General features: G+C 65.4%; 1 protein-coding gene. It reads right to left on the bottom strand.

Translation table 11 applies throughout. From position 1 onward, the window contains the following. Positions 1-3: 3 nt before the first annotated feature. A partial coding sequence (locus AC1DKR_RS21535) for a flagellin (protein ID WP_394198984.1) occupies positions 4-315 on the bottom strand: 312 nt, incomplete at its 5' end.

Genomic DNA, 315 nt, shown 5'->3' with positions numbered 1-315 from the left:
GGATCAGCGCAGCAGGCTGAGCACGCCCTGCGGCACCTGGTTGGCCTGGGCCAGCATGGCCGTACCGGCCTGCTGCAGGATCTGGGTGCGGGTCAGCTCAGCGGTTTCCTTGGCGAAGTCGGTGTCCTTGATGCGGCTGCGCGACGCCGACAGGTTTTCCGACGAGGTCTGCAGGTTGGCAACCACCGAGGTGAAGCGGTTCTGGATCGCACCGAGGTCGGCGCGGGTGCTGTTGATCGCACCCAGGGCCTTGTCGACCACTTCCATTGCCTGCTGTGCACCCTTCACGGTGGACACGTCGAGCTTGTCCGCGAA

The sequence above is a fragment of the Stenotrophomonas sp. 01N47 genome (assembly GCF_056399165.1).
This window is presented reverse-complemented; position numbering and strand designations above follow the sequence as displayed.